Raw genomic sequence first — 24,306 nt, forward strand, 5'->3', positions numbered from 1 at the left:
CACGCGTACAGTTCTGACGACTCACTTTCATCCCTTTTATTTCAAGTAGCCTTTCTTTGAAAAGGAGTCGTAGAATGAGGAGTATAGGCATATGCATATTGTTCCTTATATAAACTAGGAATGAGGCATGAGAACCGTCCCCATGCTTCCAGGTAATGTTGAGCATATTGAGGCACGGGGACGGTTCTGCTGCCCCACTCTAAAAGTAATAGCTAGTAAGGAGTTAACTAAATAAAAGAATCGCATAATGGATTGCATATTGCATCCAGCATGCGATTCTTTTATTTAATGCATCTTAAAAGTATGGCTCTTAAGCTTTATAGTTTCTTAAATAATCTTTAGGAATGAGGCATAAGAACCGTCCCCATGCTTCTTTGCCTACAATATCCCCAACTCCTGCATCAACCTTCGTAAAGTAACCGCTGCTTGAGCCCGAGTACTAGTGTCATGCGGAAGAAGTTGGTTATGAACGCCAATAATAATTTGTAGATGGATGGCTTTGGCAAAGCTTTCTTTTGCCATCTTATTTAATTGGCTTTGTTCCTTAAAAGTGTTTAAGATTTTTTGTTGTTCGCTCTCTGACAGGTGGATTTCGCCTGTTTCACTTTCGATAGCACGTATGAGAGTGATAACCATTTCTTCGCGTGTAATAAATTCATTTGGTTTAAACATTCCAGCTTCAGAAACATTTATGAAGCCTGCCCGGGTAACGGCCTCAGCGATTCCAAAAGCCCAATGACCTGGTTTAACATCATGGAAGGAGCTTTCGCCGCCCTTATATTCGGTTATTCCAAGTGACCTCAATAACATCGCAGCAAATTGAATTCTCGTGATTTTGGCGTTAGGAATATAGTGATCGTTACTGCCGATTACCACATGCTTGGAGGCTAGTGATTCAATATCCTCTTTCGCCCAGTGTTTTTGAATATCGGCAAACGATTTTTGATATTCCATGATTTGATATACGCCTGAGGCGATTGCCACAAAGGTCATCTTCCCTTTTACAGCCGCTTCGTTTTTACTTCGAATGTACTTCCATTGCGCATTTTCATCATCATAAACGTACACTCCAAGCTTACGACCATCCTTCACTGCCTTCTCTTGCTTCAATAGCATTTCTACCTGTAGTCCATTACCATTCAAAAATTCCATCGGAACTACTTTTGTTCCCGCTGCTAACTCAAAGGAAATGTGTACCTTCTCTGAAAAAGCTGTAAAAGATGTAGGAGTAGCACTACCTTGATTCGAAATCATAATTCGCAACATGATATCCTTTTCATTCACACCAAGTTTTTTCATTAAAGACTTATACTCATCTGCATCTGGTAAAACCAACAAATTGGCCTTTCCAGTTTTCACAACCAACTGAATTTCCTTTTCAATTAGTATATGCATTGCTTGTGCCGATATGAAAAAGGAGATATTTTCCTGTGTCTTTGTTAGATCCACAATCGCTTGTTTCACTGTCGATAATTTGGATAGTAACTCAAATGCATCATTGTTTAAATCAACCCGAAGACTCTTTTCATCTTTCTCGTTAACGAACAGCTTTTGGTGGAACCAATGGGTAATATCCGCTTGCACACCATTAATGATGGCTCCCGCTACCACCGGCCCACTCGATTCCGGTATGGTTGAGTTATTCGGCTCTTCCTGTACCATATCAGACCGAACTACTTTTACCGTATAACTATCCACCGTCTTTTTATCTTCCGCTCTAATATACAAGGTAATCAACGTTTCATCCGCTGTTATAGCAAAGGTTCTCTTCACACCGCTCGCCAACGGTAATCCATTGACCTTGATTTGAGCTTTTGCATCCGCTAAAGTGGCATGCAGCACAATCTGCGTCAAACCTTTACCTACCGTTAACGTGTACTCTTTTGTTTTCGCATCAAATGAAGGTGAAAGCTTTCCTTGCGTAAACATGAGATTACTCAACTCAGCTCTAGTTGACAACACCTGATTCGTTACCGCTTTACGAATCGGAGCATTGCCATTGCCTGCCTGATTTCGAACCATTCCAGCAGTCATTCCCACTGTCACATGTTCATCAGACCGAATCCTTCCTGCCAGATTCATAATGATTTTTGTACGGGAATGATCTAGGACATCAAAGCTTACGACCTTCGGTACAGCCGTTGTTCCTTCTAATGTAAACCCATTGAGGTCAAGAGATTGAGTTCTATCTAAGGATTGATCAAAAGTTAGGCGAATCAGCGTACCTGAAGGGTCGACACTAGTCGAGATTAGGGCTGGAGCCGTAACATCTTGCGCTTCAACCACAACCGAACGGGTAAAATTATTCTCCATCCCTACACCAGAATAGCTAAAAATCGTACTCGCATTCACGCTTACCGAATAGGAGTCTCCCACCGATAAATCTCCTGTAGGCACAAATCGAATCACACGAGTTAATTTTTTGATAACCGCTTCTTGCTCTTTTTGGTACGCTGTTACCTCACCGGTCAACACCCCTGTTGGAGACTGCACAGATATCGTTGAATCAACCAAACTATCCACATCGATAAATTTAGACAGCGTCACCTCGATATAATCTTCACCATTCGCTACCGAGACAGCTCGTAGCGATTCTACTTGAGGTGGAGCGTAAGAAACCATTCCAATATTAACGTCAAAATGAGGAGGTTGTACTTTCAATTCTGCACTCTTTGTCGATTCGTAGCCTTCTTTTTCATAGACCACTTGCCATAAGCCCTCTGGAACATCCCAGCCGTAGCGACCATATGGATCGGTTTCTTGTGGGTTAATCTGTTCAAACCATTCTGCATCCCATTTTTCCCAAAGGTTCGTTACCGGATTTTTCGTTAACACGGTAGCCGTTACACCTTCTAATCGATTACTTTCTATCGCCTCATAAACATAGCCACTAGGGTCAAAAACGTATACTGGGGAAGCAACTGGTCCACCGCCACCTGGCCCATTCTTTGGTTTCCTTTTACCACCAGAAGTAGAACCTCCATCATCTGGCTCCTCACATTTTTGCAATTGCTTCGCAACCATATCCTCTGCCAACTGCATTCGTTTAGCCATGGAAGCATCTAGTCCATTACCTATTATTTGTCCAGCGGCAAAGAGGGCTACTCCAACCGGAAAGGCAATTCCGCCTGTACCTAAAGTGGCTGCTGCCCCAATTCCAGCAGATGCGATTGCCGTACTCCATTTGATGACTTCATATGCCATCGCTTGGTCTAGCGTTCCTTTTAAAAAGTCAGCAACAGGACCACTTGGGCATTGGGCCAATTGTTCTAAAAGCACTTCAATTCGTGCAATATTTTCCGCCAAGCTACCAAAACTAGCCCCAGCACCATACGCATCAACACCTTTTAAGGTTAAATCGGTGCCTTTCAACGTATAATCAATCACGATTTTCGTCAACGTACCAGCCGCAGCAGCAGTTGTATTGGCAGCTACATTGGATGTGAAGCCGTTAACAGCAGCCCGATTCGCCGGTGTCATTTTCTCAATAAACGCAGAAGCCTGTGCGATTTCTGGGAATAACGCTGACATCTTTACTCGATACACGCCATTTTCTTCGTCTAGGTCATAGTTTAAATCATAAATATCGACCCCATATGCTTGAGAAAAGGCAAGGTCCTCCTCCGTAGGTGTGTAGCTGATACCTGGTTCATAGCTCATATTCAGCTTCAAATCTGCATCTGTGTTAGGACTGGTAATATCCATAGACGTTTTAAAAATTCCATCCTCTTCGGCGAAGGTAATATTCTCTGCTTTATTACCCTTCACTTCGTTAGGAAGATTTTGTTGGAATTCTTCTAGCGCAATTTCAAGCTGTTCCTTCGTTTCAATCGGTTCTATTTTCTTACGTACCTTTACGGTGTCATAGGTGACATATAGATCACCGACACGACCTTGAATTAGCACCGAGCCTTTATAAACGCCTTCTTCTAAAGTCGCTAATTCGAACGATTCCCCCATATGCAATTCAACATTTTCAACTTTATTCGGATCAGTAAAACGAATCTCGAATTGAATGGGCAATTTAGGATTGACCACAAATGGGAAACGTGCCACTCCCTTGGTAGGATCTATATCGACTTTTTTTCCATTGGCTTGAACGAGCGTTAAGGAAACGAGATTTGGTCGTTCTTTATCATAAAAAACATTTACTACTTTTGAACGATAGATCGTCTCATCAATCACCGTCTCCGCCCGCAGCTTGTGTTGCCTTGGACTACCTACATCCGGTAAATCTACCTTCAACGACCAAATTCCAGTAGAAATGGCCTTCGTTTTGCCTAAAAGAGCACTTCCCGCATAAACGAGAACCTCGCTATCCGCCGGGGCTCTTCCGGAAATAGGTAGATTAGTATCGGTTGAAACATTTTCCATCGCATTTAAAGTGATTTGCGGTGCACGAACAAAGGCAGAGCCAATAATCTCTTCTTTAGAGACCCCAGTTTGATCGTTAAAACGAAGACGCAATGTCGCGCCAATCTCAGCCTCTGTCAAATCCTTATTCAACTGAATTTGATAGCGAACGGTAGACTCCTCATTTGGTTTCACTTCATCCAATGTCACTTCATATCGTTTTTGATTGGCATTGTAAAAAATCTGCCTTTCCGCTGGGATCTTCCCGTTTATCATTACACTCCCTTCCCTAAAGGTCGTTCCATTCGGAATCTCTAAAAGTAAGGTAACATCCTCATATGGTAAATCCTGTTTATGCTGGAATGAACCGTATAAAGTGACTAGTCTGCCAGGTGTAGTCACACTTGGAATCGACGTGAAGTAATTTCCTGGTTGACCACTGAACACACCTTCAGCATGCAAAACAATGTTGTTTAACTGTTTAATCTCTCCATTTTGAACAGTAAATTCAGTTTGGGCAAAGCTTTTAACATTCGCAGAATTGGTGTGCTCTATTTCTAGTTTGTATTGCCCTGCTTCCCATACATTGGTAGATAACTTGATTCCAGAAGGATAGACCCCTTGGGATTGGTACCAATTATTTTGGTCTGGGTTATATTTATATAACATACCTGACCAATTTCCAATCGCCTTCCCTGTTGCACCATTAACAACGTTCCCCTCAATTCGTCCACCCCGTTCTTCAATATTGACGGTGACACTGGCATTTCGGTTCTCATCAATAGTTGTTTCTTCACAAGCGGTTCCTAGGAAAGGATGGGAGACGCAAACTTCAATCACATCACCGATAAACCCTTTGACACGAACAGATGGTGGCAATGGTTCGTCACCCCATACGTATCTCCATTTATTTCTAACTTGAATTTGATAGTTCTCTTTAAATAATTGATCGACATTAAAAGGGCCTTCCCAATTTTGACCGATAAATTTGGTATATACCTTTAAATCTACCTCTCCTTCACCCATCGTTTCTAGTTTGGTTTGCAGAGAGTTCGTCTCATTTCCCTTTATCACCATTTGTTGACCATATAAACCTAGAATTTTCTGATCCTGACTAGTAAACTGGAGATCAACCATCCCCTCATATAAGTCGAGACTATATTTACCATCGGCATCCGTCGTTGTTTTAAAATAAAAATGGCGCTCATCTATTATTTGATTTCCGAAAATTGATATATGAGCGAGCGGTTTCCCATCCATGTCTGTCACTTGACCTTGTAATTTTCCTTTTATAAAAGGAGTTAGAATGATCTCTTTTACATTATTAAAAGACCCGAGCGTAATATCATAGCTACTAGAATAATAGGGTTGATCATACAAATGAATCTGCGCCTTCAGCTTTTGATTGGCAACAAATCCACCTATCTTCGTGGTTCGTCCGCTAGCATCCGTAGTTAAATACCGAATAAATTGATCATTTTCGTCCAGTAACGTCCATTCAACATGCGGTATAGGTTCGCCGCTAAGGTTTTTCACGACTAATTGTAATTCTGCAGGAAGTTCCATCGCTAAGGTCGCATGGTCTGTTCGACCGGACAGTACCTTTACGTTCGTTACATCTCCTAGCATTTTTCCATTGGCTAAAAGTAACCTAACTGTATAATCCTCTGCTGGAATTAACTGATTTATACGATAAGAGCTCAGTTCAGTAAGTTTCACATTACTACCACTGCGTTTTGTTTCACTCCAAGCTACCAACTGGGCACCTTCTAGATAATTACCAATCTCTCCATTAAAGGTTAAATCCACTGACAACGAACCAGTTGTCTTAATCGGTTGCTCCCAATTTTCAGCTTTCTTTGTAATCACATGTCCAGCCGAATCCGATAAAGAAGCAACTAAACTCGTTAGCTCAGTTACTCCAGTTGGAAGTTGATAACTACCTTCATAAGTTCCTGATGATTTTTCTGTTAAAATAATTCTCTGTTCCAAAGCGATATTTTCATCATCTACCGTTTTGTAGGTTAATAAGGCTTCACCTGTATAATTGGAATCCCCTTTTAAAGTAAGAGTGAGCGTTCCATTCTGTAATGCATATCCTTTAGTTGAATTCACAAACCACTTAAATGAAGAAATAGATAAAACCGCCGTCGTAATCTGTACAAGTTTCGTCCGATACGTTTCGTTTCCTATCTCATCTTTTCCAATCACCTGATACGTATATTCCGTTTCCGCCAACAAACCACTGTCTAGATAGGTAGTTTGGGAAGATTCTATAGAGGTAATAAGCGTTGGATTTTCGCTTCCTTTGCCCCTCCAAATTTCATAGACTTGAACATTGGTATTCTCATCCGCTACCCAACGTAGATCAGCTTTTCCACCAGGCAAAACGTCTACAAATAAGGCGGATACCATTGTGCCTGTATCTTCTTTTAACGTTTTAACTGTGAATAACGGACTATACTCACTCCAGTTTCCTGCTTCATCCCTTGCCCGAACGACCAATTTGTACTCTTTTTCGGGAGTTAAATCTGTTAAATGAATAAACGTCATTGGCGTCGAAGCAAGGGCTCGCACCGAATGAGTTTGCTCATTCAATACTTCATAAACCTCATAATAATTCACCCGAATATTATCCTGTGCTGGCGTCCAACTAAACGTAACCGATGTCGGACTAACGGAATCTAAATTTAATTTTGTCCCAACTGGCCAAACCGGTGCTTGCTTATCTTCTGTTGCCGTCGTTAAGGCCGGACCATTTTGACTACTATTATACGATTGATTAACCGCTTCTATTTTAAAGCGATATTGCTTCGTAGGATCCAACCCATTCACTTTAAAAGAATGAACAGTAGCCTCGACAAAACCAATTTTTCGATCATCCTGATAAATTCGGTACCCAAGTACCCCTTGATTTTCTAATAAGGGCCAATTCAACGTAACCGAATTTTGGCTAATATCCGTTAACGATATCACTCGATCCACCGGCCAGACTGGCACATCTTTTTTATCAAAAGAAACAAAAATATCATCTGAAAAAAGACTTGGATCATTAGGAACTAATGTATTAGCTTTTGATTGGAAGGTAACTACCTTACCGTCGCTATTAATGGCTGGAAATGAGCTAGCCCCATTAAGTACTTGACCGTCCATTGGAAAGACAACCCGTTCTGTGTGTTTTGTTACTGAATCATAAACAAACACATCATTTTGATCTCCAAACGTTCGATTCGGATCCGCGAAATCACCATCAACTAAATTGTTGGCACTAGATTGGAAGATGACATAACGACCATCACCACTAACCATCGGTCGACTACTATGATCGTCCGGTTCAACTCCACCTACTCCTACCGTAATATGCTCGGTTTGGCCAGTTAACCGATGATGAAGAAATAGGCGATCGATGTTACCAATTGAGGAGCCATTTACTAAGTTTTTGGCCGTGGAAACAAAGGCAATCGTCTGACCATCTGCGCTAATGGTTGGAGAATAACTACTGCCATCGGCCTCTTCACCTAACGAAGTGAGACTAACACGATCAATTAAACCCGTTTCAAGCGTATAAACAAAAACATCATTTAAAAAATTGAAATCATCCGGAACCAAATCCATAGAAGGTGATTCAAACACAAGATATTTCCCATTCTCAGAAATTTTCGGATTATAACCTTCAACCGGTTCACCCGTAGATGGATTAGTCACTCTTATCGTCGTATTCGTCAGACGATCGCGAATGTACATATAGGAATTAAACGACTCGACTGGTTTTCCATCTATTAAATTAGTAGCTAAAGAATTGAAAACGACATAACGTCCATCCCCACTAATCGATGGACTAGCATTTAAGACGGCGTTATCTGCCTCTACTCCAGTAGACGAGACACTTACTCTCTCCGTCACCTGATTCCTTAAGTCTCTGACAAAAATATCACCCGTGTTATTGTTGTCATTCTCTACTAAATTGCTAGCATTCGATTCAAAAGCGACAAAATTACCATCCGCACTAATCGAAGCATTACCACTTCTTCCATTGGCAATCGAATCATCCACCGCTTTGCTTATCAGTTCAGTGGTTCCCTTCAACCGATCATGAACATAAGCCTCAAATTGAATGTAATTTCTCCCTTCAATGAATCCCGAATCTGATTCAAAAACAACATAACGTCCATCCCCATTAATGGAAGGTTTAAAGCTCCAGCCACCAAAGGGAGTTGTACCAGAGGAAGTTAAATTCACTTGATCAATCCGATTCCACTGAAAAGGTTCAGCACCATCTGTTAACGGAACCTGTGACTGCAACTGATTCAGAACATTCGTCAATAGCTGTGCTTGCTCTTTTGTGGCACCCGATTTAGAACTAGTTGCATATGCAGGTGATACTAAACTAAAAACTAAACTAACAATCAATAAGGCACACAAAATCCTAAACCGTGACTTTCGCTTCAACCTACCGCCCATTCTCGCCATAATTCCCCTCCATTTCACATGAATAAACTCCCATAAAAACATAACTAATTAATAATAATAATCATACTTTTTTCCTGTTGGATTTTGTGTCGGAATTTGGAAGGAGATGTAAAAGGATAGCCAGGTTGTAGGGCAAAGGAAGCATATAAATCCACAAAACAAATTCTGTTTAGAATAATTCAGAATTAAAAAATTCGACAAATTATTAGCATTCTAGTTTTTTATTTTTAATGATAATTAGCTTATTAATCAAAAAATGTAACTTTTTGCCAGTAATTGTTGGAAGAAATATGGTAGGAATTAGAATATTCCGACAGATTATAACATACTAATCATAAAGAACTAGCTATAATAAACTTATACTAATACTTAAGTAGCACATCTAGAAAAGGGCTAACCTATCGAAAGGTAGGGGCGCAAAGTTACAGGTCTAATGTAAATGTTGCTCGTTAACATTACGATGATGGCTGGGCTGCCTAGGATACAGTATGTATTTTGGGGGAGATATGGTGGAAAGAATGAAAGGTAACGTGGCAGAATTAGACAAAGAATGGATTCAACTAATCATGGAAGCAAGAGTTTTAGGAATGGATATCAACATGGTTAAAGAATTTCTAGAAGAGAAGAAAATGAAAGAAATCAGCGTGAACAACTAAATTCTGAAGGACACTCACACTCAATACACTTACCTTCATACCTCAAGATATATACTAGCAGTATCATATGTGTCGTTAAGTTTGTGAGGTCTTTATAAAAATAAAAATGACAAAGCTAACGACAAAGAGTATTCCTTTTAAAAGGAATACTCTTTTTTTGACGACTAGCCTATTCATTTTTATCCTGTTTAATTTTCCATCTGTTAAATTCCAAGAATTCGCGAAATTGATCCTTGGAAACACCTGACTCCATTGCATCCTTAACCAAGTTCATCCAGTCATGATCTAATTCACCTTTATCGATTGAATCATGTAAGAAGTAATCAACCGACACCCCCAATACACCAGCTAATTTTTCTAAAAATTGAACAGAAGGATTGCTCTGTAAGTTTCGTTCTAAAGCACTTAAATAAGACTTGGCCACTCCTGCTTGTTCAGCCAATTCGGACATAGACATTTTTTTCTCTTTTCGAAGTTGTTTAACGCGTTCACCAATCATAGATTTCACTCACTTTTACTAGTTAGTTATTATCATTAATTATAACAGAATGTATAAAAAGTTCCATATAAAGAACATTAATTTCACTAAAAGATTGAATGATTTGCATTAATCGTAATATATTTGACGTATTCTTCCCTTTTTGAACACAAAAAAAGTTAGCCCATTTTTTTGACTAACTCGTTAAGTAGTTTATTCATATGTTTATTAGTAGTGGCCACTTGGGCTGGAATATCGGTTATGTCCAATTGACAAACGGGACAAATCCACATTTCGTCCTTACTTTTACCAAAAGATGGCTGCTTACAGCTCGGGCATTGTTTTTTGTACACATATTTTCCTCTTTTCTTCTATTAATATATGTATTAGTGGAAACTCCTACATCGTAACAATAAGAGAAATCCAGTAATAATGTTTGAAGCAAACAAATGTATATATAATAGAAGAAACAAATGCTAGATTTCGAACAAGATTGGTTTTTGGTTCTTTGATCATCATATAAACTAGGATTAGTAAAATAGATAAGGCAATTTTAACTGCTAAAAATAAAAATGGGTCTGTATCATATAGTTGTCTCATAATTGGATTTGCTTCTTCAATGGCGTTTGCTCTTAATCCAAAGTAAGTTGCTGCTCCGTCTAGGAAATTGATGAAGGCTAGGTACATGAATAAAAAAAACATAGAAATTAACACATCCTTTTACTAGGATTATTTACATTTTTATTCTCATTAATCTGAGGGGGATGCTTACTCTTTTGCTCAGAATAAGGTGCGGAGGCCAGTATTAATTGAAATTAGGTAGTACCACTGCACGAATTTCCCCTATCTTTGAAAGATAATTAATAATTAATAGAATTACTTCTCCTTGAGGAGAGTAATAAGCTTCTCAAGGAGGTCTATCTTTCTTTGAATATAATCCTTAATGTGTTGATTTTCTTCTCCTGCTTGATCCTTTTTTAATTGGTTAATTGTAGATCGTGTCAATTTTATTTCTTCTCTTAAATTTTTCGCTGACTTCAGTTTGTTTTCTTTAACCGAAGCTTTATCAAATGTGTTGTATGTAATTTTATTCACTTCGTCATGATAATCGGTTTCAATGGTATTTAAGATTCCGCTGGACTGAATATTCACCTTTTTAGCGATTTCAGAAAAATCGTCAGTACTATTCTTACTAATCTCACTCGCGCTTAACTCTAAATTATATTGATGATTTGCAAGTGTACTATTGATAGCATTTTTGGTGTCTTCCATTTCTGTCATTCTCATATTAGAAGTATCTTTATTTGATTCACTTATTAGGTGATTTGTTTTTTCATTTAGTATCGCTATCTCTTTCTCCACGGATACATCTAAATTCGTTTTTAATTGAATTTGAGCTTTGTTCTTCTCTTGATTTGCCCAATCAATGAAATTCTGATAGGCATCTGATGCTGCATAAACTGTACTAACACTAAATAGAACTCCCATAATAAATAGCGATATTTTGATGATCTTTTTTTTCATTCCTATATCCCTCAGTTCTTTGTTACTAATTAAGATTAATTGGTTTTGGAATTGATCCCAAAGGATTTAATGAGAACAGTACATACCCATCAAGGCTCGATAAAGGCATCGGCCCTACACTTGGATCTCTACTATCAATGCTTTCACCTGGAGCTCTGTTATCTCCCATAACAAAAATATGATCCTCTGGTACTATAACAGTTGCCATATCGTTTGATACACCTTCTGTCATCACTTCTGGTACAGCCTCTTGATTTACAAACACAATTCCATTCTTAATTTCAATTGTATCTCCCTCGACACCTAGAACTCTTTTAATAATTTTATAGCCTTGTTCCCTTTTATTTATGATGACAACATCACCTAACTCAGGGGAGGTAAAGTATTTACTAACTTTCTCTTCAAAAACCACATTTCCATCATGGAATGTTGGTTGCATAGAAAAACCACTTACAGTAGTAATCCCAATACTATGGCGAATCAGGAAAACAATTAACAATAAAAAGAAACCAAATTTAACCCATTCCAAAATAGCGCTTTTTTTACTCGTTTGTTTAATATCATAATTGTCTTCCTTTAGTACTGTATTTTCCATAATCCCACCCTCATTTTACTCATGTTAATTATTTGGATTTTCTATTGGGCCAATAATGCTTTCATCTGGGTTTTGCATTTCTTGTCCATTCTCAACTTTAGTATCAACGGTACTTTCCTCTAGTCCATCCGTAGATGGATTATTTTCTTCTTTAGGAGTGGTTTCTGTTTCTTCAGCATTATCCTGCAAATTATTTATCTCTGAATCTTTTTTTGCTTGTTCATCAATTAGCTGTTTTGTTTGCTCAACATCAGCATCTATCCCAGACTTTATCGCTTCCATTGTTTCATTTGCTTTTTTCTCGATATTAGCTTGGATAGAACTTTGTGTATCCGCAGCATATTGTTGAATCACTGCGATAGATTTTTCTGTTTCTTCTCTTACTTGTTTTAGCAAGATTGCCTTTTGATTAGTTGCTTCTGTTTCGATTGAGGAAGTAAGGGTCTCTTCAACTTCAGTTACACGGTCTAAGTACCATTTTTTTAGATAATCCGAAAGTCCTACATCTGCAAATGCTATGTTTGATGTTAAAAAAATTGACCCAGTTATAGCGGTAGTAATTAATACTCTTTTTAGAACATTATTTGAAGTGCTCTTGATTGAAGAGAAAACTATTATTTGCTTTTTTTTAATTTTATGTTTGGTTACCCTAGAAAGCCTCATACTTTACCTCCTTTTAAGTAGTCTCAATCGCCAACTTTTCTAATGTAATGCTATTTATCTAGAAAAACTTTCTCTTATAGTTATGAAATCTACAGGGAAACAATACTAATTTTGTTAAATTTATAAAAGGCAGAGGAAAAGCTGAATCCTCTGCCTCATCATTGCGTTACAATGAATTATTCATTTGGAAAATCAACTAGATCTCCAAGTTGTACTTCTGTAGCATATTTGAAGTTACCATTCTCATCTAGGTATCTGATTACCAATACTGCACTACGGTCAAGGCCAAGAAGCTTGTTAACATCAAAGTACAGTGTAGTTTTTCCTGGAGCTGCTACATGAGGAGTTTCAGATACACCTGTGTTATTAGGCTTTCCAGGAGTTAAAAATTCATATTCGAACACAACATCAAACGCATTTCCATTTGTAACTTCAAACTTCATCTTTCCATCTCTAGGATTTTCAAATTTCCAGTCTAGTTTTTGTGGATCAACTACGATTGGAGTTTGAACACCTGTTTGGCTGATAACTCTTTCAAAGTTAGCAAAAGCACTGTCTTCTACTGATTGACCAGCAGCAGCGATAGCGTTTTTAGCAGCAGTTTCAAGACCAGCGATTAAAGCGTCCAATTGGCCATTGATACGAGATACTTCCCCTGTTAAGTAATCAGTTACTTCTTGAGTAGCTGTTGCTTTTTCACTATTTACTCTAGCAGTCAATTCAGCCTTCACGCGGTTAATTTCTATGATTAAATCAGCTGTTGCTTTACCTTTTACTAATAAAGATTGCTCAGTAACATCTTCAACGTTACGAGTTTGTGCAGCATTTAATACAGTTGTAATATCAGCAGATAATTGATTATACTGATGGTTTAATGTACTTGTAGTATTAGAGTTAGATGTTGATACTAAAGTATCAAAATCACCGCCAATGGCATCTAAGAATGTTTGAAGTGCAGCGCCAAGTGAAGCTACATGCTCAGCCAATCTAGCTTCAATCTTAGATTTTGTATCAGCCTTTTCATCAGTTCCAGCTTGATTAATTCTTCCTTCTGCAGCAGCTTTATCAGTAGCAGCTTTTGAACTAATTGAATTTTGTGCAGTTTGTAGTTTACCAGCTAAGTCAGTTTGAACGGCGGTTTTTGCTGCATTAATTTGCGCTTGACCCCATGTAGTGAATTGTGTTCCAGCATTTGTATTTGCAAATGCAAACGTTGAAGATCCGATAACGCTAGCTACAACTACTCCAGTAACGATTTTACTTTTCAAAGTGAATTTTTTCATTTTGTTCTCTCCTTAAAATTTTTATAGTTTTTCGTATATTATTTTGTTCTTTAGATAGAACTATTAATATACTTGCTTCCTCTATTACTACTAACACTTTTGATCAATCACCATTGAAAAACATTATGACTACGCATTACTTTTCGAATGATTGAGCCTTTTACTCAAACTGCAACTAGGATGTATATATCATTCTTGTATGTATCGCCGACCCTTAGGTATAATCAGTAACTACTAAATTACCCCCTTTTCTCTTTTCTTTAATCGTTTGTTCTCTTTAACGAACTCACAAGTTGAGTATATGATACATTTGAGAATATGAAAAACTCCAAATTCCGCTGTTTTTTCTGTATAAAGAACACTTTTCGTTCGTTTTCTCGTTTTATCTCATTAATTCTCACTATTTTGTATTTTATCTTGAACGTTTTATTCATTATAATGAACAAACACAAATAACTATAAAGAGATAACTATGATTGGGTTACGAATTAGATGTCATTTCTGGATTAGTAAAACGTGCAGGTATTTCAAAATCTTATCTAAGTCAAATTGAAAGGAATCTACAGGTTAATCCCTTTCTCTAGCTCCTTTCAAAACTAGCGATATCACTGGATGCGACATTAGATGATTTGATAGGCGTAGAACAAGAGTACATTCATAATAACGAACAATTAGACCAAGACTGGGCAATACTCGTTAAAAGAGCAATAGACAAAGGGAGGAGTAAAGAAGAGTTTAAGGAGTTAAGTGGTTTTATTCGTTTTAAAAATTCACAACAAATTAATAATTGTAAACCATCAGGATCAAACGAAGAGTTATTGAAATGAAAGAGCTACAAAAAACTACAGTAAAAATTGGAGGAAAATGGACTTTAGAACATTAACAACATGCTATACATTCTCAACTTCTAAAAATGCTTCATACTTAGGTATAATATTTATTTTATTAAAACATAAACATCCCACTCTTCGCATAGAAAAGTGGGGTGTTTTGTTAAACATACTATAAAGCTTGACTAGATTGCTGGCCAATAGTAAAGAACAAAGTCAGTACAGAAAAATCCTTACCAATACATTTTATATTTTTGGGGGAATAGTGAGTAGAATTACGGGGTTCAAAGTGGGATAAGACAAAAATGGATTCAATTAATTTTAGAAGCAAAAACTTCAGGGGTTTAAATTCTTCTATAGAAAATGCTTGTTTTATCGAATTAAAGAATAATTTACAGTCAGTTACTTTCTATATGTATCTTATATAAAAATCGGCAAGAAAAAACTTCAAAAGAAACAATGAACAAAATCAAATTCTGTTGTCGAAATCAAAAGCAGAGGAAAAGGTAAACTCTTCCCCTCCGCTTTTAATAATTACCTAAAAAATTTTTTATCTAGGATTATTGGGTTCGTTCATTTCAGCCGATTGCTTATTACCCTTTTCGTCTAACCACTCGATTATTACTTTTCCATTCTTATCGGAAGGAGAAGTATAGAATACGCTCTCGCCTCTATCTGCATTAGCTCTACCTTCTGCATATACAGTTTCTTGTACCCCCCCTGCCTCCGAAGACACATGCTTCCATTTATAAACAATATCGAACTCATTTTTATTTTCTACACTCCATTTAATTTTTCCATCAGGAGTTAAATTGTTAGACACTGTCAATTTTTGTTTATCCACTTTAATAGGATTATTATTTTCAATTAGATTGATGACTCTTTCAAAGTTAGCAAATGCACTTGTTTCTACAGCTAATCCAGCTGCAGCAATATCAGCCTTAGCATTAGTTTCTAGACCTGAGATTAAGGAGTCTAATAGATCATTTATTCGAGCTACTTCACTAGTTAAGTGATTTGTCACTTCAGTTGTAGCAGTAGCTTTTTCACTATTCACTCTAGCAGCTAATTCACTCTTCACGCGGTTAATTTCTATGATTAAATCAGCTGTTGCTTTACCTTTTACTAATAAAGATTGCTCAGTGACACTGTTTACATTTGTTGCTTTTGCAGCATTTAATACAGTTGTAATATCAGTATTTAATTGATTATACTGATGGTTTAATGTACTTGTAGTATTAGAGTTAGAAGTTGATACTAAAGTATCAAAATCATCGCCAATGGCAGCTAAAAACGCTTGTAAGGCAGTACCAAGTGAAGCAACATGCGCAGCTAATTTATCTTCAATTTTAGTTTTTGTATCAGCCTTTTCATCAGTTCCAGCTTGATTAATTCTTCCTTCTGCAGCAGCTTTATCAGTAGCAGCTTTTGAACTAATTGCTGCTTGTTGAGTTGCTAGTTTACCGGCTAAGTCCGTTTGAACAGCGGTTTTTGCTGCATTAATTTGCGTTTGACCCCAAGCAGTGAATTGTGTTCCAGCATTTGTATTTGCAAATGCAAACGTTGAAGATCCGATAACGCTAGCTACAACTACTCCAGTAACGATTTTACTTTTCAAAGTGAATTTTTTCATTTTGTTCTCTCCTTAATTTTTTTTAGATTTTATATTTTATTCCATTCTTTACAAAGAACTTTCTAATATGATAGTTACTAACTTTTATGCCTATAACTTACTACTAATATCTTTTGCTCAATCACCGTTGAATGACTGTGTCTTACTTTTCGAATGATTGAGCCTCTTTCTCATACTGCAACAAGGTTGTATACATCATTCTTGTATGTACTGACGACTGCTGGGTATAATCAATGACTAGCGTTTTCCCCCTTCCTATTTCTTTTATATTTGAACATTTGTTCTTTGTAACGAACTTATAAATTGAGTATATGATACATTTACAAATTAAAAAAACTCCAAATCGCGCCGTTTATTCTATATAAAGAACGTTTTTTGTTCATTTTCCCGTTATATCTCGCTTTCCCTCACTTTTTCGTATTTTATTTTGAACGAATTATACTTTATAATGAACGTGTATAAATATCTACAAATAACTATAAGGAGAGAACTATGATTGGGTTACGAATCAGACGTTTACGAGAAAAGAAAGGATATTCCATTTCTCAATTAGCTATGCGAGCAGGTATTTCAAAATCCTATCTAAGTCAAATTGAGAGAAATCTACAGGTAAATCCCTCACTTCATCTCCTATCAAAGCTGGCGAGAACACTGGATGCAACATTAGATGACTTGATAGGCGTTGAACATGAGGACATCTGCAATAACGAACAGTTAGATCGAGACTGGGAAGTACTCATTAAAAGAGCAATAGAGAAAGGAATGAGTAAAGAGGATTTTAAGGAGTTAAGTGATTATATTCGTTTTAAACATTTACAAATTAATAATAGTAGGTCATCCGGATCTAAGGAAGATACTTAATAGTGAAAGAGGTATAAAAACTGAAGTGATAAAAAATCAGTAAAATTAGAAGAAAGAGGATTCTATAAGTTTACAACATTCTATATATTCTCAATTCCAGAGAATGCCTCTTATTCAAGGTGTGAAAAATACTAAATAGGAACATAAATATCCCACTCTTCCAATAGAAAAGTGGGACGATTAGTTTAAGATAGAGATTGTGTCATCGTCTTATAATTGAAATCTTGGAGTTAAACACACTTTTTATTAACCTGTTAAGATTAAAGTCTATTAATTTGAAGAGTAGCTGTACTCTACACCGTTTTTCACAAATTTGAATACTGCTTTAGAAGGAAGTTCAGTTTCTGAATTGTATGCACTATAATTCCAGAAAGAATCACTTGTTGTATCTCCAGGGTGTATTCCAGCCGTAATTAAACCAGTTAAGCCTGTAGAAGAAGCATATTGTGCAAGAGCTGATGCTTTAACACTGTTCTTCCCTAAGAAATCACCATTTGCAGCGTAGAAATGTACTTCTGCAGAACTAAAGTCACCCAGTTTTACGCCAGTATTGAAGTTGATGTTGTATTGCTTAATTGATCCTGGAGGATAAGGGCCATATTGCTCTGTATCGTTTTGATCCCAGATGTATATAGCAGGAGAATTAGTTAACCCAGCTTGTTGAGTTAGTGGATCACCGTTGTTAACTAATCCATTTGTCGTTACTTTACCTGAAGCGTCTACATCAGAAGCAGTTACTTCTTGACCATCCCATTGTCGACCTTCTAGAGAGAATGTTACATCAACTTTGTCACCTTGGTATTTGTTTTGCTCTTCAACACCACGAGCATCTCTAGTTGAGTACTCAGCAAATTCAATTTCAATTGCTACTCTATGTTCAATTCCAACTGGTATTCCTGCATATTGTGCACCTAGAGATTCTGGCGAATAATCTTGTGGTCTTGGAGTAACTTGGACTCTGCTATCATCAAAATATCCATCTTTAACAAATGTTGTATTGCCTAATTTTGCTTTTGCATTTGCAATTTGTAATGGTGTAGCCCCAGCAGGAGGTGTTAAAGATGTAGCTAAGTATAATTCAGCTAACGTAATGTCTTGTAAAATAATATCAATAGGGTAGCCTCCGCCACCTTGGGCACCAACATTTACTACCTTAACTTTAAATTGGCTTAAGTAATCAAGTGCTGAATTTGTTCCATAAGTATCGGTATCTCCAAATCCAGATTGACCAGAAGTTGGAACATAATCAGTAAAAGTAATTCCATCAATTGATAGCAACACATCTTTCATAGCTAAAGAACCATCATTTTTCAATACAATTGTTCTTGTCATTTTATCGCCTGGTTTTAGATTTGAAACTTTAAATGTATTATTATTAGCATCACCAACAAGATCAGCCAATGTTAAATTTAATGTACCTGCTGCAAAGCTAGCAGTTACTTCTTCAATATCATTAAATGCGGCCCAAGTTCCTCCAGCAACTAGGGATAAACCTAGTGCAGCTGACATTGCTCCCATTGTTAATTTCTTTTTCATACTCATTATTTACTCCTCCTATATAATCAAATCAAATAAGTGATAATAATTATTACTAGTCGTTGTTTCTAGTTTCACCGGGCATTTGTGTAGCTTCAAACACAAATTGTAAGTTTGATTTCTCACCTTGGTATTTGTTTTGAACATGTAGTCGACTATTATTGAATGTTGTTGAATCTTGAACGAAAGTAACTTTTACGTCATATTCGATTGTTGCAGCTGGGGCCAATCCTACAACAGCAGGTGCAGGTGCAACTGATGCTGTTCCTGTTAACTCGCCCACACCAGTTCCAGATACTAAATGTGCAAGAGTATTGTTATAAACTACTGCTCCACCAGTAGTCTTTTTAATTTCAATATTGAATTGACTTAAAAATTCATTCTCTGTATTAGTAACAGTACCAACAGTTGTATCAGCATTTGGTACATCTGACCAACCGGCTAATTTCAATGCATGAACATTGATATCATTAATAGAAAGAGATCCATTGTTTGTTAGAACAAGTTTCTTAGTAAAATAGTCACCAGGCTTAAGATTGCTAATGTTGAAGTTCATAGTAGATGTATTACCAACAACTAAATCCAATGTACCAGCATTAAAACTGTTGCTTGTTGTCTCAACATCGTTGAATGCAGCCCAAGTTCCACCACCGATAAGCGATACACCTAGAGCTCCTGCAAGGATACCCATGCCCATTTTCTTTTTAATACTCATTCAAAATTCCTCCTCAGAATATTTCTCACCCGTTCGGGTATGTATGTGAACTCTTTTAAGAGATTCAACCAATTAAATTGTTTTTTCTGATGGCTCGATACTTTGGACTGCTTTTGTCCTCGATTCAATTTCTTTAATTACCGATCGAATTGTGATAGTAGCATAGCCAAGTAGTAGTAACCCTGGAAGAATTAACAAAATAGCTGTACCCATCTGACTGCTAGCATATTTTAGGAAATAGCCAATGAATGGAATGGTGATCCCTGAATATTTCGCAACAACATTTTCAGCTAAAACTGGATTTAAATCGGCCTCTTCGTTGTTATCACCTTTAGTGCGATACAGAACGTGTTCTGGTTGTTTTATTACTTCTACTATTCTGTGAGTAACCATATTTCTTTCATCTTGTTTAAAGGTAATGACATCGTTTTTACTTAGCGATTTTGGATTATCTATTTTCTCAACTAAGATAATGGACCCTGTCTTGAAGGTCGGTTCCATTGAACCAGATAATACAGTTTTAAATTGATATCCAAACAATTCAGGTTCTCCGCCTGATGCTCTTGAGGAAATGACCATTATTGTCATAGTTAGTAACGTAACAAAGACTAATACATATAAAACATTACTGGTTATTTTTACTGCTCTTTTCATCATTTTCTCCTTTCGATTTTAGGACAATTTTTTTCATTCATTTTCATCCAGATTATTACTAACTGTTTTTCTTTCTAAATCTTCAGTTGTGTTTGAATTTTTTATATTTTCTGGTGCTTTTAGAATATTTATAGTCTCTTTAATATCCTCAGCTTCTTCTAACTCAGGATTGTTAATCTCTTCAGTACTTTCTGTTTCTATCTCTGTTTTTTGTGTTTTTGTATTATTTTCATTGGTTGTACTTTCATTATTTGGACTACTCCCGGAACCTACGTTTTTCCCCATTTTGGTTTCAGCTGATGTCTCATTATTATTATCTGTAGTAAAACTATTTTCTTTTTTCTCTTTTCCAGATGAACATCCTGAAATCTCAATTTTTTCACTCCATATCGTATCTTGACCTGGCCTCTCAGTTTTTGTTACCTTAAAACGATAATTCCCATTACTACTAATAGTTCCTGATGACTCAATTTTCCCTTTCTTGTCACTTAGTATCTTCGGTACTACACCATTATCTAAAGATGGTCCAATTGGTGTTTTGGATAAATTCCCATTTCCTACTTCAAACAATTCCCAGCTCCAAGTAGAGAATGTCATATCCTCGCCATCGTTATAAATTTCCGCAAAAATATAAGGTGGATTACATGTTCCTCCGCGCTGCAATGAACCTTTATCAAAATCTAATGAACTTTTATCCCATTCATCCACTGGCCAATTTACATGTAATGAAGAAGATAATTCTTCAACATCATTAAAGGAAGCATTTGTAAATGAATTTAATTGCATAATGGTTATTAGGAGAAAACACCATAGGATTACAATGTTTGTAAGAAATATTATTTTTTTATAACGTTTCTTGAATTTTCTTATCCTGGAATGTCTGATTTTTCACCACTTCCTAACACTCTATTTTCATGATTATTTAGCAACTCCTTGTTCTATTTAACGAACTAACAATATGAGTATATGACATAGAAAAAATAAAAAGACTACTCAAATTTAGTTATTTACTCTATATAAAGAACTATTTTCATTCGTTTTCTCATTATTGCTCTTTGTAGCTCTGTTTCTTTTATTTTATTTTGAACAAAAAGTTCTTTATAATGAACTATGAGTATAAAAAAATTATTAAGGAGATTACTATATGATTGGATTAAGAATTAAATATTTTCGAGAAAAGAAAAATTATTCCCTTACAGAGCTAGCGAAAAGATCAGGGGTTTCAAAATCATATCTTAGTCAAATCGAAAGAAATTTACAGATTAATCCTTCCTTACAACTCCTTTCCAAGCTGGCTAAAAGCCTAGAATGTTCTGTGGATGATTTATTAGGACATGATAACGAACAAGTAGCTATTAAAGAATATCTTGATCCTGATTGGACTGTTCTTGTTAAAGAAGCTATTGTTGAAGGTTTGAGTAAAGAGGAATTTAAGGAATTAAGTGAATTTATTCGATATAGAAATTTAAAAACAAAATAACTCTAATATTCAAATCGTGAAAATTAGAAACTAAATATCTTATGAGAAAGTAGGTAAAACCTATTTGAAACTTTTTACAATAGTTCTTGTTTTAACTGGAGTGTTATTTATTGCAATAGGAAGCATACAATATACACATACCTACATTTCGCAAAAAAGGAATTTAAAAGAAGCTTATCAAATTATTAAAAAGTCTGATCAAGTAAAGTTGAACGAAACTTTAACTGAACAGCAACCTTTAACAGGAGATATTGTTGGTATTTTAAAATTCCCAAGCTTAAAAGAAGAACTGCCCATCATTGAAGGTACGGATGAAGATGATTTAGAGAAAGGTGTTGGTCATTTCAAAGGCTCTTCCTTTCCGAATGAAAAGGGGCAGATTGTCTTATCCGGGCATCGTGATACGGTTTTTCGCAGATTAGGTGAGTTGAAATTAGGGGATATCTTAAAAATTGCAACTTCAAATGGAACATTTTCTTATATAATAACAAACACACAAATCGTTAAAGCATCTGACCGAAGTATTATTACGTTACAGAAAGAAGAGGAAATTCTAACCTTGACTACTTGTTATCCATTCTCATTTGTTGGAAATGCACCTGATCGGTATATTATTACTGGTAAGCCTGTGGATAGACCTAAATAATTAATCCTACCTTTTGTGAAAAGAGCAGGATTTACTATTTAGGTCTTTTTATGTTCAATTTCTATTTAACAGATTTACTCCAAGTTTACTTTCAGCCTTCTTGGACATAAGAAGACCAACAGTAAATTTTACTACTCTTGGTCACAGTAATTTACTATATTTTTTTCTTTTACGGTAATGGTTAATGGACAAACCAACAAGAATCAATAGTATCCCAACTACTACGAAATTATACATATTAGTTGCTGTTTCAGGCAAAATTTGCCCGTCAACTGGATCATTTTTCAGATCATCTTTATCAATCGGTCGTGGCGGTTTAATGTCATCTGGGTCTGGATCTGGGTCTGGGTCTGGATCTGGGTCTGGGTCTGGATTTAAGGAGCCTTCAGCAATAAACTTAAACTCCACTTCAAAGCCTAGTCCTTGGTATTCGTTCCCTAACTCAAATGGAAATTCAACACGGAATAGTAAATCTTCTTGATAAAGTGACTTTAAGAATCTAGGTGTTAATCCTTGGAAGTCCTTTAGTTTGCCATCAAACAGAATACTACTACTTGAATCCTGTACTTTTAATAAAAATTCATTATAAAGCTTTTTAGAGCCACTTTTGAAATAAGCGATAGTATTATAGGTGAAATCTTGTCTCCCTCGATTTTGAATCGTTAATATTTTATTAGACCAATCACCTGGCTTCAAATTATTTAGCCGAAACAAGAAAGTATCTGGATCTGCATTAATATCTACTTCTTGATTATCAGCTGCAAATCCTAATTCTGCAGGGTAAATAAAAAGGAGTACAACTAATAAAAAAATAAATCCCTTTGAAATTTTTTTGTGTACCATAGACACTCCTCTCCTATAGGAACTTGAAACATGTGGTTTAGAAAAAAGAAACTCCATCTAAAGCTACTTCTTTACTAAGATAATTATCACATCTAATTTGTTCTTTTTATCGAACCCTCAAATTGATTATATGACATGAATTTAAATTTAAAAACAAAATTTGTTCATTTCTTATATTTATGAAACATCTTTTCGGTCGTATTCTAGCTATATCTCATTGTTTCTGACTTTTTCATTCAAAACATTATGTTCTTTATAATGAAATTACTACTTATTAACAGTGACTATATACATACAAATGAGAGCTGACTTTTAGAAATCAACTCTCCATTTCGTTATTAACATAATCAATTTCCACCTAAGATTTATTGCTTAAAAATTCCAAATACTTCTAACCAGTATACTGTCAGTTTTCAAACCTCTGCACAAAGTTGCAGCCAGAGCACGCCTTTCCGATGACTTTCTTTGTTTCTTTATCTTCATAATAGATTTCATCAAAGCCGCAAACAGAACATTCAATAACGTGAAAGATATTACGTGGTCCAAAAAAAGCATCTAATAAGGAATTAAAATACACGTCTTCACCTCTTAAAGTGGTTTACTATATTCTAAATATATAAATAGTAGAGTGTGAAGATAGGCGAAGTTTGTCAGAGTTACTATAAATTATTTCGACAGAATTTTCTGTCACACCAAAACTTCTTTTTAGTTACTTTCTCCATTTCATGTCTGTAGGTTGAAACCCTCATCTTTCTTACGTTGCCTTCTTCCCCCTTTTCAACGATACCCTAACAATCCTAAAAAAATCCCCAGCTAAATTAAGCGCAGTGGAGGGGGGAAATATAGGAGCAAATGGGATTTATGATTTAGGTACAGTGGATTATAATGGTGTCTATAAATTCGTGGAAGTGGATACGAATCGTTGATAGAGGCAGTACCAGGTCACATCTATATGATTAAATTGGCTGATGGCAACAAGTCACCTATACTTGTGTAAGAGATTTAAATATGAAGCGTGGGGACGACTCTCATGCCTTACGAGTGGGAGCACAGTTATCCTGCCTCTCCTGTTTAAGCAAAAAACTA

The 24,306-nt window shown here is 36.3% G+C and carries 20 protein-coding genes and 1 riboswitch; of the genes, 5 read left to right on the plus strand and 15 right to left on the minus strand.

The features are described from left to right. Positions 1-378: 378 nt before the first annotated feature. Complete coding sequence (locus tag LRP83_RS07370; protein WP_230496051.1) at positions 379-8,823, minus strand: fibronectin type III domain-containing protein; 8,445 nt, start codon at positions 8,821-8,823, stop codon at positions 379-381. Between the two features lie 381 nt (positions 8,824-9,204). Next, a riboswitch (cyclic di-GMP riboswitch) is annotated at positions 9,205-9,303 on the plus strand. A 38-nt stretch (positions 9,304-9,341) separates the two neighbouring features. On the opposite strand from LRP83_RS07370, the gene sinI reads away from it, so the two are divergent. Then, on the plus strand, positions 9,342-9,479 hold the full coding sequence (gene sinI / locus LRP83_RS07375; RefSeq protein WP_230496052.1) for a DNA-binding anti-repressor SinI: 138 nt from the start codon (positions 9,342-9,344) through the stop codon (positions 9,477-9,479). A gap of 169 nt (positions 9,480-9,648) precedes the next feature. Here sinI and LRP83_RS07380 read toward each other — a convergent pair whose 3' ends face one another. The 7 genes from LRP83_RS07380 to LRP83_RS07410 all read right to left on the minus strand — a co-directional run bounded on the left by LRP83_RS07380 (position 9,649) and on the right by LRP83_RS07410 (position 14,022). After that, positions 9,649-9,978, minus strand: a complete 330-nt coding sequence (locus LRP83_RS07380) for a helix-turn-helix domain-containing protein (RefSeq protein ID WP_230496053.1) — start codon at positions 9,976-9,978, stop codon at positions 9,649-9,651. 158 nt (positions 9,979-10,136) lie between these two features. Next, positions 10,137-10,310, minus strand: coding sequence for a hypothetical protein (locus tag LRP83_RS07385; RefSeq protein WP_230496054.1), 174 nt, complete (start codon positions 10,308-10,310; stop codon positions 10,137-10,139). 46 nt (positions 10,311-10,356) lie between these two features. Further along, positions 10,357-10,659, minus strand: coding sequence for a DUF5658 family protein (locus LRP83_RS07390; RefSeq protein WP_230496055.1), 303 nt, complete (start codon positions 10,657-10,659; stop codon positions 10,357-10,359). Positions 10,660-10,833: 174 nt separating this feature from the next. Continuing rightward, positions 10,834-11,481, minus strand: coding sequence for a hypothetical protein (locus LRP83_RS07395; RefSeq protein ID WP_230496056.1), 648 nt, complete (start codon positions 11,479-11,481; stop codon positions 10,834-10,836). A gap of 25 nt (positions 11,482-11,506) precedes the next feature. Continuing rightward, a complete protein-coding gene (gene lepB, locus LRP83_RS07400) occupies positions 11,507-12,076 on the minus strand; it encodes a signal peptidase I (RefSeq protein ID WP_230496057.1) in 570 nt (189 codons plus the stop codon). 24 nt (positions 12,077-12,100) lie between these two features. Next, entirely contained in the window at positions 12,101-12,739 is a 639-nt protein-coding gene (locus LRP83_RS07405; RefSeq protein ID WP_230496058.1) for a hypothetical protein, read from the minus strand. A 176-nt stretch (positions 12,740-12,915) separates the two neighbouring features. Then, positions 12,916-14,022, minus strand: coding sequence for a hypothetical protein (locus tag LRP83_RS07410; protein ID WP_230496059.1), 1,107 nt, complete (start codon positions 14,020-14,022; stop codon positions 12,916-12,918). A 629-nt stretch (positions 14,023-14,651) separates the two neighbouring features. Here LRP83_RS07410 and LRP83_RS07415 point away from each other — a divergent pair. Next, positions 14,652-14,849, plus strand: a complete 198-nt coding sequence (locus tag LRP83_RS07415) for a hypothetical protein (protein ID WP_230496060.1) — start codon at positions 14,652-14,654, stop codon at positions 14,847-14,849. Positions 14,850-15,402: 553 nt separating this feature from the next. Here LRP83_RS07415 and LRP83_RS07420 read toward each other — a convergent pair. Further along, a complete protein-coding gene (locus tag LRP83_RS07420; protein WP_230496061.1) occupies positions 15,403-16,485 on the minus strand; it encodes a hypothetical protein in 1,083 nt (360 codons plus the stop codon). 492 nt (positions 16,486-16,977) lie between these two features. Here LRP83_RS07420 and LRP83_RS07425 point away from each other — a divergent pair, with 492 nt between their 5' ends. Next, on the plus strand, positions 16,978-17,346 hold the full coding sequence (locus tag LRP83_RS07425; protein ID WP_230496062.1) for an XRE family transcriptional regulator: 369 nt from the start codon (positions 16,978-16,980) through the stop codon (positions 17,344-17,346). A gap of 270 nt (positions 17,347-17,616) precedes the next feature. Here the strand turns inward: LRP83_RS07425 and LRP83_RS07430 are convergent, their stop codons facing one another. The 4 genes from LRP83_RS07430 to tapA form a co-directional block, all read right to left on the minus strand. Next, positions 17,617-18,888 carry a TasA family protein gene (locus LRP83_RS07430; protein WP_230496063.1) on the minus strand — a complete coding sequence of 424 codons (1,272 nt, stop codon included), beginning with the start codon at positions 18,886-18,888 and terminating at the stop codon, positions 17,617-17,619. Positions 18,889-18,937: 49 nt separating this feature from the next. Then, on the minus strand, positions 18,938-19,597 hold the full coding sequence (locus tag LRP83_RS07435) for a TasA family protein (protein ID WP_230496064.1): 660 nt from the start codon (positions 19,595-19,597) through the stop codon (positions 18,938-18,940). Positions 19,598-19,669: 72 nt separating this feature from the next. Beyond that, the gene (sipW, locus tag LRP83_RS07440) at positions 19,670-20,251 is read right to left on the minus strand and encodes a signal peptidase I SipW (protein ID WP_230496170.1); all 582 of its coding nucleotides are present in this window, start codon (positions 20,249-20,251) and stop codon (positions 19,670-19,672) included. Between the two features lie 33 nt (positions 20,252-20,284). Then, positions 20,285-21,136 (minus strand): amyloid fiber anchoring/assembly protein TapA, encoded by an 852-nt coding sequence (tapA, locus tag LRP83_RS07445; protein WP_354002331.1) that lies wholly within the window; start codon positions 21,134-21,136, stop codon positions 20,285-20,287. A 259-nt stretch (positions 21,137-21,395) separates the two neighbouring features. On the opposite strand from tapA, the gene LRP83_RS07450 reads away from it, so the two are divergent. Both LRP83_RS07450 and srtD read left to right on the plus strand, forming a co-directional pair. Beyond that, entirely contained in the window at positions 21,396-21,731 is a 336-nt protein-coding gene (locus LRP83_RS07450; RefSeq protein ID WP_230496065.1) for a helix-turn-helix domain-containing protein, read from the plus strand. 64 nt (positions 21,732-21,795) lie between these two features. Beyond that, positions 21,796-22,377, plus strand: coding sequence for a class D sortase, LPxTATN-specific (gene srtD / locus LRP83_RS07455; RefSeq protein WP_290369506.1), 582 nt, complete (start codon positions 21,796-21,798; stop codon positions 22,375-22,377). A 141-nt stretch (positions 22,378-22,518) separates the two neighbouring features. On the opposite strand, the gene LRP83_RS07460 is transcribed toward srtD, so the two are convergent. Together LRP83_RS07460 and LRP83_RS07465 are read right to left on the minus strand one after the other, a co-directional pair. Then, complete coding sequence (locus LRP83_RS07460) at positions 22,519-23,220, minus strand: LPxTATN C-terminal sorting signal domain (protein ID WP_230496066.1); 702 nt, start codon at positions 23,218-23,220, stop codon at positions 22,519-22,521. A gap of 406 nt (positions 23,221-23,626) precedes the next feature. Further along, a complete protein-coding gene (locus tag LRP83_RS07465) occupies positions 23,627-23,797 on the minus strand; it encodes an acyltransferase (protein ID WP_230496067.1) in 171 nt (56 codons plus the stop codon). Positions 23,798-24,306 lie beyond the last annotated feature (509 nt).

This window comes from Pseudoneobacillus rhizosphaerae, from assembly GCF_917563885.1.
In the GTDB taxonomy this organism is placed as follows: Bacteria; Bacillota; Bacilli; order Bacillales; family Cytobacillaceae; genus Pseudoneobacillus; species Pseudoneobacillus rhizosphaerae.